Source organism: Pseudomonas koreensis, from assembly GCF_025447595.1.
Lineage (GTDB): Bacteria > Pseudomonadota > Gammaproteobacteria > Pseudomonadales > Pseudomonadaceae > Aquipseudomonas > Aquipseudomonas koreensis_H.
The window spans coordinates 59093-68013 of record NZ_JAOEJU010000032.1; the positions used below are offsets into that span (position 1 = coordinate 59093).

An 8921-nucleotide genomic window follows, 5' to 3' on the forward strand; every position below is an offset into this window, starting at 1 on the left:
GCATTTCTCTTACGAGTTTGGGCCGCATTGCGAGGTTCAGCCATTTCCCACTGCCACGGCACGAACGGTACGGCTATAGTTTGCAGGCCGACGAAGGCCCAACTGCACAAGGTGCTCCCGGAATGACCCGATTGACCTCTCTCAACCCTTGGCTGGCGGCCGTTGCCGTCGCCCTTTGCGTGCAGTTTCCGGCGCAGGCCCAGGAGCGTTTCACCCTCAGCATTCCCGGTGTGTCGGATAACCGTCTGTTCACCTCGGCGGCGGCCAGCGATGCGGCCGGCTGCGGCGGCAAGAACCAGTCGCCGGCCCTGAGCTGGAACGCAGGCCCCAGCGGAACCCTGAGCTACGCCATCGTCATGCACGATCCGGACGGCCAGAAAGGTGCGGGCGTCGATCACTGGGTTCACTACGGGATCAAGGCCACGACCCGGCAGATTCCGGCCGGTGTCGGCGCCAAATCGGCCCTTGAAGGTGTCGGTGGCACCAACAGCAAAGGCACCACCAGCTACATCGGCCCATGCCCACCGGTCGGCGACAGTGCGCACCACTACATCATTCAGATCTATGCCCTGGATCTGGCCCCGGACGCCTTGCCTGCCGGCCTGACCCGCGCCCAGCTGATGGAAAAGATCAAAGGCCACGTGCTGCGCAACAGCAGTGCGGTGCGGCGTTATCACCGCTGAAAAAATTTCGGCGAGGTTTAACCCGAACTGAAAGGGCTGCCCGTCTCAGGGGATGAATGGATCAATTCTTCCCCGAGGTCAGCCCCCATGTCCCTTCCTTCCACGCTTCTGCGCCCCCTTGCTGCCAGTGTGTTGCTGGTGGTTGCCGGTTGCGGTGTTTCCTCCAGCCCGGAAACCACCGTCGCGCCGCCTCCGGCGCAGACCGAACTGAAATCCTCCGTGCAGCCTGAAGCGGTCATGGCCGATAGCGCGATGGCCAAGCGCAGTGCACTGGCGGCACCGATCGCCCGTTTTGCACCGATGCCGGCCGGTGAAAGTTATCCACAAGGCTATCGCGACGAACAGCGCGAACAGTACGCCAAGCTGGCCGACAACCCGATCCACAGCGTCACCGAAACCCCGGTCTCGACCTTTAGCGCTGACGTCGACACCGGCGCCTACGCCAATGTGCGGCGACTGCTTAATCAAGGTCGACTGCCGCCGGAAGGCGCGGTGCGGCTGGAAGAGATGGTCAATTACTTTCCCTACGACTACGCGCTGCCGAGCGATGGCTCGCCCTTTGGCGTGACCACCGAACTGGCCGCTTCACCGTGGAACCCGCACACCCGCTTGCTGCGTATCGGCATCAAGGCGTCCGACCGTGCAGTGGCGGAACTGGCCCCAGCCAATCTGGTGTTTCTGGTGGATGTGTCCGGCTCGATGGACCGCCGTGAAGGTTTGCCGCTGGTCAAAAGCACCCTGAAATTGCTGGTCGATCAATTGCGCGAGCAAGATCGGGTATCGCTGGTGGTGTATGCCGGCGAATCCAGAGTGGTGCTGGAGCCGACTTCCGGACGGGAAAAGGCGAAAATTCGCACAGCCATCGAGCAATTGAGCGCCGGCGGCTCGACCGCTGGCGCTTCAGGCATCGAGTTGGCTTATCAGATGGCGCAGCAGGCGTTCATCCCCAAAGGCATCAACCGCATCCTGCTGGCCACCGACGGCGACTTCAACGTCGGCATCAGCGACTTCGACAGCCTGAAACAAATGGCTGTGGATAAACGCAAGACCGGGATTTCCCTGACCACCCTGGGTTTCGGTGTGGATAACTACAATGAACACCTGATGGAACAACTGGCCGATGCCGGTGACGGCAACTACGCCTACATCGACAACTTGCGCGAAGCGCGCAAGGTGCTGGTGGATCAACTCGGTTCGACCCTCGCCGTGGTGGCGAAAAACGTCAAGTTGCAGGTCGAGTTCAATCCGGCGCAAGTTAGCGAATACCGGCTGCTCGGCTACGAAAACCGCGCACTGAAGCGTGAGGATTTCAGCAATGACAAGGTCGATGCCGGTGAAATCGGTGCAGGCCATACGGTGACGGCGTTGTATGAAATTGTCCCGACAGGCAAGAAGGGCTGGCTGGAACCGCTGCGCTATGGAAAAACCGACGCGGTTGTTTCCGAGAAGAAAGGAGAATTGGCAATGCTGCGTGTGCGATATCAAAAGCCTGAGGGTGGGAAAAGTCTGCTGATCGAGCGGCCGATTGCCAATCAGGTGGCGCCGGCCAGTGAAGACCTGCGTTTTGCTGCCGCCGTCGCCGCGTTTTCCCAGCAACTCAAGGACGGCCGTTACACCGGCGAATTCAGCTTGAAGGACACCGAAGCCCTGGCGCGAGGTGCCCGTGGCGATGACCGCTTCGGCCTGCGCAACGAGTTCGTGCAGCTGGTTGAACTGGCGCAGAGTCTGCGTACCTCCACCGCCTCCAACGCACTGTCCACTGAGCGACGGATTGAATAGTGAGCCGCCTCAAAGGCTTCATCACACAGCTGTTTGCTTCTGCAGACACCCTTGAGGCCAGCAGCGACGAGTCGCTGCTGGCCCGTTATCGCGAGGGTGACGGCAAGGCGTTCGAGATCCTGTACGCCCGCCATCGGCAGAGTCTTTACCGGTTTCTGCTCGGTTTGAGCGGCAAACCGGAACTGGCCGACGAGGTGTTCCAGGAGACCTGGCTGAGCTTGATCCGCAGTGCCAGTCAGCCACAGGGCCGGGCGACCTTTCGTACATGGCTGTTCCAGATTGCCCGCAATCGCCTGATCGACCACTGGCGCAAACACGGCGCCCGGCAACCGCTGCATGACAGCTACGACGAGCAAACCCACGCCGTCAGCGACGACGCCTCCGATCCCGAACAACTGCTCAACCTCAGCCGCGACAGCCAGCGCCTGGAGAGCGCCCTGCAATCCTTGCCCGCCGACCAGCGCGAAGTGTTCCTGCTGCGTGCCCACGGCGACCTCGACCTGGCGCAAATCGCCAGCCTCACCGAAACACCGCTGGAAACCGTCAAGAGCCGCTTGCGCTACGCCCAGCAAAAACTGCGTCGGCTGCTGGCCGAGGAGGTACTGACATGACGGACGCCCGCCCGACACCCGAAGAGCAACTGCTCAAGCATGTGCGCGAACAGCACAACGCCGAGCCGCCAGCGCATCTCGATGCGCTGATCCTCAACGCCGCCCGCCGCGAAACCCCGGCACCACGGCAAAACCTGTGGCAACGCTGGCTCAAGGCCTGCCAGAAACCGCGCTACCAGGTGGCTTTTGCCAGTCTGGTCGGCATCGCGCTGATGCTGTCGCTGGTGCAACGCGCGCCGGAACCCGTGGCTCAATACGATTTCGCCCCTGCTGCGAAACCGGCTGCGCCTGTGAGCCGTCAAGAGGCCCGATCGCTGTCGGCTCCCGCCGGCGCGCTTTCCGCGCCAGCTCCCGCACCAATGGTGGAAATGGCGGCGCCGATGCAGAGCGAGTCGATCAGCGCCGACACGGCGGACGAAGCCAAGGTCAGCAAGCGCGCCGCCGCCCCGGTCAACGGTCTCGACGAGCAACTGCGCGAAGTCCTGCGCCTGCGCGAGTCCGGCCAGTCGCAAGCGGCCGACAGCCTGTTCAACAACCTGCACAAGCGCTACCCGAACGTGAATCTCGACCTGCGACTGGAAAAAATCCGCAAGAACTGACCGTATGAGCCATCCGCCATTTGGCATTGACCCGCAAAAACGCGCACTATCGGGTCATTGCCGATGCGCTGGAGGATGCCGTGGCCCAAAAAATCGACCGCATCGCCCAAATGCTCAACTGCCCGGTGAAGGGTGAGGAACTGCGGCGGGCAGTGACGGAGAGTCGCAAGGAGTTTCTTCTGGCCAAACAGGCCGAAGAGGATCTGGAGGAAGACGTACTCGATGATGACTTGATCGAGGACGAAGAAGACGATGATGAATATGACGAGTTTGACTGGACGACGGAGTGAGTCGCCAGTCGGCAGGCACAAAAAAGCCCCGGACCATCACAGTCCGGGGCTTTCTCGTTTAAATCAATGGCGCACCAGGCGGGATTCGAACCCACGACCCCTGCCTTCGGAGGGCAGTACTCTATCCAGCTGAGCTACTGGTGCAGCGGGCGACATCATACCTAGGTCGGCTCGGGGCGTCCATGCCGGGTTTTGGCGCTTATTTGTCAGTGCGCGTGTCGGTTGAAACGAAGCATTCCGTAAAGCTGTAACGTCCTGCAAAAGGCTCGCTTGGCGCTTTGACGGGACTGAACTATGGTTTTGCTGCGGCGAGGCGTTGTTGCTCGTTGATCTGAAAAATCCAGCAAAAGCGGCGTTTTTGTTCTTTTTTTCGAACGCCCTATTGTCCTTCAACCCCTTTGAACCTAGGATTCGTTTGAGATTTCAAACGCTCCTTATCCAGGTGCTGAGCCGCACACGTTTTGAGTCGTGCGCTATCTATATGCCAGCCCGGTGAATGATTTCCCTGACGGCAGCCTTGCGAGGCGCCTTTCTACAATCATAATTTTGCTCCGCGCCTTGCGCGGTGCTGTTAAGGAAAGCCGACATGCAGCTTAAAGACACCCAGTTGTTCCGCCAGCAAGCCTTCATCGATGGCGCATGGGTCGACGCGGACAACGGTCAGACGATCAAGGTCAACAACCCGGCCACCGGCGAAATTCTGGGCACCGTGCCGAAAATGGGCGCTGCCGAAACCCGCCGCGCCATCGAAGCCGCCGACAAGGCGCTGCCGGCCTGGCGTGCACTGACCGCCAAGGAGCGAGCAGGCAAACTGCGTCGCTGGTTCGAGCTGATGATCGAGAACCAGGACGACCTCGCTCGCCTGATGACCCTCGAGCAGGGCAAGCCGCTGGCCGAAGCCAAGGGCGAAATCGTTTACGCCGCTTCGTTCATCGAGTGGTTCGCCGAAGAAGCCAAGCGCATCTACGGCGACGTGATTCCGGGCCACCAGCCGGACAAGCGCCTGATCGTGATCAAGCAACCGATCGGCGTGACCGCCGCCATCACCCCGTGGAACTTCCCGGCGGCGATGATCACCCGTAAAGCAGGTCCTGCGCTGGCCGCCGGTTGCACCATGGTGCTCAAGCCTGCTTCGCAAACCCCGTTCTCCGCCTTCGCCCTGGCCGAACTGGCCCAGCGCGCCGGCATTCCCAAAGGTGTGTTCAGCGTGGTGTCCGGCAGCGCCGGCGACATCGGCAGCGAGCTGACCAGCAACCCGATCGTGCGCAAACTGTCCTTCACCGGCTCGACCGAAATCGGTCGTCAGCTGATGTCGGAATGCGCCAAGGACATCAAGAAAGTCTCGCTGGAACTGGGCGGTAACGCGCCGTTCATCGTGTTCGACGACGCGGACCTGGATAAGGCCGTCGAAGGCGCGATCATTTCCAAGTACCGCAACAACGGCCAGACCTGCGTCTGCGCCAACCGTCTGTACATTCAGGATTCGGTCTACGACGCGTTCGCCGAGAAGCTGAAAGTGGCAGTCGCCAAGCTGAAGATCGGCAACGGTCTGGAAGAAGGCACCACCACTGGCCCGCTGATCGACGAGAAAGCCGTGGCCAAGGTGCAAGAGCACATCGCTGACGCGGTGAGCAAAGGCGCTACCGTTCTGGCCGGTGGCAAGCCGATGGAAGGCAACTTCTTCGAGCCGACCATCCTGACCAACGTGCCGAAAGACGCGGCGGTGGCCAAGGAAGAAACCTTCGGTCCGCTGGCGCCACTGTTCCGCTTCAAAGACGAAGCCGACGTGATCGCGATGTCGAACGACACCGAGTTCGGTCTGGCCTCGTACTTCTACGCTCGCGACCTGGGCCGTGTGTTCCGCGTGGCGGAAGCCCTGGAATACGGCATGGTCGGCGTCAACACCGGGCTGATCTCCAACGAAGTCGCGCCGTTCGGCGGCATCAAGGCCTCGGGCCTGGGCCGTGAAGGCTCCAAGTACGGCATCGAAGATTACCTGGAAATCAAATACCTCTGCCTGGGCATCTAAGCCTCGGTAGAAGATCGCTGTAAACGCAAAGGGCACGAGAGCGCTGTCCCTTTGCGTCGTTTCAAACCGGAATTTTCTCTGCGGCCGGGAACGCCGTGGCAGTCGATCATCGCATGCTGCCACCGCCGATTCCTCCCGCTTTATCCTTGAACCACGCCGCCCGATGAGCGGCGAATGAGGACTGTAATGAGCAAGACTAACGCTGACTTGATGGCCCGCCGTACCGCTGCTGTTCCACGTGGTGTTGGCCAGATTCACCCGATCTTCGCCGAGTCCGCGAAGAACGCGACCGTGACCGACGTTGAAGGTCGTGAATTTATCGACTTCGCCGGCGGTATCGCCGTACTGAACACCGGCCACGTGCACCCGAAAATCATCGCCGCCGTGACCGAGCAGCTGAACAAGCTGACCCACACCTGCTTCCAGGTTCTGGCTTACGAGCCGTACGTTGAGCTGTGCGAGAAAATCAACGCTCGCGTACCGGGCGACTTCGCCAAGAAAACCCTGCTGGTGACCACCGGTTCCGAAGCCGTTGAAAACGCCGTGAAAATCGCTCGTGCCGCCACTGGCCGCGCTGGCGTGATCGCCTTCACCGGCGCTTACCACGGTCGCACCATGATGACCCTGGGCCTGACTGGTAAAGTCGTGCCTTACTCGGCCGGCATGGGCCTGATGCCAGGCGGCATCTTCCGCGCGCTGTACCCGAACGAACTGCACGGCGTGAGCATCGACGACTCGATCGCTTCCATCGAGCGCATCTTCAAGAACGACGCCGAGCCGAAAGACATCGCCGCGATCATCATCGAGCCTGTGCAGGGTGAAGGTGGTTTCTACGTCGCGCCTCAAGCATTCATGAAGCGTCTGCGCGCCCTGTGCGACCAGCACGGCATCCTGCTGATCGCTGACGAAGTGCAGACCGGCGCTGGCCGTACCGGCACCTTCTTCGCCATGGAACAGATGGGCGTTGCTGCCGACCTGACCACCTTCGCCAAATCCATCGCTGGCGGCTTCCCGCTGGCCGGTGTATGCGGCAAGGCCGAATACATGGACGCCATCGCTCCAGGCGGCCTGGGCGGCACCTACGCCGGTAGCCCGATCGCTTGTGCCGCGGCCCTGGCTGTGATGGAAGTGTTCGAAGAAGAAAAACTGCTGGACCGCTGCAAGGCTGTCGGCGAGCGTCTGGTCACTGGCCTGAAAGCCATCCAGGCCAAGTACCCGGTGATCGGCGAAGTCCGTGCCCTGGGCGCGATGATCGCAGTCGAGCTGTTCGAAAACGGCGACAGCCACAAGCCAAACCCGACTGCAGTCGCTGCTGTCGTGGCCAAGGCGCGTGACAAGGGCCTGATCCTGCTGTCCTGCGGCACCTACGGCAACGTTCTGCGCGTCCTGGTACCGCTGACCTCGCCGGACGAGCAACTGGACAAAGGCCTGGCGATCATCGAAGAGTGCTTCTCGGAGCTGTAATCCGTAGCACCGTGTGATCGGATCGACAAAAAACCCGCTTCGGCGGGTTTTTTCATGCCTGGAAAAACACTTGCGCGGTTTTCAGGTTGTACCGAAACGCCAGCATTGGCTAAGGTTCAAGCATTGCAAGGGAGGGCGAGCATGACTGCCGTCGAATTACCCGCTGTACCCCGAGTGCTGATTGCCGAGGCCGATCCTTGGTCGCGTGACCTGCTCAAACAAGTGTTGCTGAATGTGCGCTGCGATGCGCGGCTGGACCTGTGCGCCGATGGGCAGGAGGCGATGTCGCTGCTCAGCGAAGTGCCCTATGACCTGGCGATCGTCGACTGGGAGTTGCCCGGCGTCGATGGCTTGAGCGTGTTGCGCAGTGTCCGCCAGCGCAAACGCAACCCGCCGCTGCCGTTTATTTTGATGAGCAGCCGCAACGACAGCGCCAGCGTGCGCGAAGCCCTGCCGCTGGCGCCCACCGCCTACCTGGCCAAACCCCTGAACATGGAAAGCCTGACCGAGCGTTTGCAGGGATTGCTGCTGAACGCCGGCGAAGAAGTGTTCTGTGAAGTACCGGCGCTGGCACCCGGCATGACCCTCTCGGTGTTCCTCGAACGCCGCCGCGAACAGGCCGACGGCGCACCGCTGATGACTGACGTGCAGGTGGCGGTCAAACGCAGCCTCAATCCCAACGGGCTGGACCTGAAGCTGCTGGAAGAGGAAATTCGCACCGATCCGCAGATCACCGCCGTGTTGATTGCCGCCGCCAACAGCGCCGCGCAGCACCACGGAGCGCCGGTGCAGACGCTGGCCCAAGCGTTACATCGACTGGGCACCGGGCAAAGCATGAATCTCATTCTCGGGTTGGCGCTCAAACGCAGCGCGAAACTGAGCGATCCATGTCTGGCCGACTATGCCGAGCGCTATTGGGGCCTGTCGCTGCACACCGCCGAGTACGCCCGCACCTTGGCGCGGCTGCTCGATCTGGATCAGGAGCGCTGCTACTGCGCCGGGATGCTCCATCGTCTCGGTGATCTTGCATTGCTGCGTTGTCTGCAGGAGTGGAAGCAGGCCGGTGGCGAGCTGGATGAACTGGAGGAAGTCGGCGATGCGCTGGCCGAATTCGGTGCGGCGTACGGCTCGGCGTTGCGCACCCGCTGGCGCCTGCCGCTGGAGTTGCGCGAGTTGATTGCCTCGGTCTACCAGCTCGGTGGCGGGGTGTATTCCCGCGAGGCGCTGGTGATGAACATGGCGGCGCAGATGGCGCGGCTGACCGAGCATGAAGGCGTTGAGGAGCTGGCGAAGAGCCGTACGGCGCGCTTGCTCAAGATCGGCTTGCCGGAGCTGATGCGGATGCGTAAATAACCGCGCGCACTACGAATCCCTGTGGGAGCGAGCTTGCTCGCGAAAGCGGTATGCCAGTCAGCGCTATGTTGACTCTGTCTCTTATACACATCTGACGCTGCCGACGACTAGTC

Annotated in this window: 8 protein-coding genes and 1 tRNA gene; 8 read left to right on the top strand and 1 reads right to left on the bottom strand. The window is 61.4% G+C overall.

The genetic code is table 11. The features are described from left to right. Positions 1-122: 122 nt before the first annotated feature. From N8H71_RS26725 to N8H71_RS26745, 5 genes are all read left to right on the top strand, one after another. Positions 123-683: a YbhB/YbcL family Raf kinase inhibitor-like protein gene (locus N8H71_RS26725; RefSeq protein WP_007957638.1), complete on the top strand. Its 561-nt coding sequence runs from the start codon at positions 123-125 to the stop codon at positions 681-683. A gap of 87 nt (positions 684-770) precedes the next feature. Then, a complete protein-coding gene (locus N8H71_RS26730; RefSeq protein WP_262196293.1) occupies positions 771-2462 on the top strand; it encodes a vWA domain-containing protein in 1692 nt (563 codons plus the stop codon). 29 nt (positions 2463-2491) lie between these two features. Further along, a complete protein-coding gene (locus N8H71_RS26735) occupies positions 2492-3073 on the top strand; it encodes an RNA polymerase sigma factor (RefSeq protein ID WP_262196298.1) in 582 nt (193 codons plus the stop codon). Next, positions 3070-3672, top strand: coding sequence for a hypothetical protein (locus tag N8H71_RS26740; protein WP_262196294.1), 603 nt, complete (start codon positions 3070-3072; stop codon positions 3670-3672). Before N8H71_RS26735 ends, N8H71_RS26740 begins: the two co-directional genes overlap by 4 nt. Before the next feature lie 20 nt (positions 3673-3692). Continuing rightward, positions 3693-3962 (top strand): hypothetical protein, encoded by a 270-nt coding sequence (locus N8H71_RS26745; RefSeq protein WP_011331897.1) that lies wholly within the window; start codon positions 3693-3695, stop codon positions 3960-3962. A gap of 67 nt (positions 3963-4029) precedes the next feature. On the opposite strand, the gene N8H71_RS26750 is transcribed toward N8H71_RS26745, so the two are convergent. Next, positions 4030-4106 (bottom strand) — tRNA-Arg (locus tag N8H71_RS26750). A 442-nt stretch (positions 4107-4548) separates the two neighbouring features. Here N8H71_RS26750 and gabD point away from each other — a divergent pair. From gabD to N8H71_RS26765, 3 genes are all read left to right on the top strand, one after another. Then, positions 4549-5991, top strand: coding sequence for an NADP-dependent succinate-semialdehyde dehydrogenase (gene gabD / locus N8H71_RS26755; protein ID WP_011331898.1), 1443 nt, complete (start codon positions 4549-4551; stop codon positions 5989-5991). 186 nt (positions 5992-6177) lie between these two features. Then, entirely contained in the window at positions 6178-7455 is a 1278-nt protein-coding gene (gabT, locus tag N8H71_RS26760) for a 4-aminobutyrate--2-oxoglutarate transaminase (protein ID WP_262196296.1), read from the top strand. Between the two features lie 141 nt (positions 7456-7596). Continuing rightward, positions 7597-8808 carry a response regulator gene (locus tag N8H71_RS26765; RefSeq protein ID WP_262196297.1) on the top strand — a complete coding sequence of 404 codons (1212 nt, stop codon included), beginning with the start codon at positions 7597-7599 and terminating at the stop codon, positions 8806-8808. Positions 8809-8921: the final 113 nt, after the last annotated feature.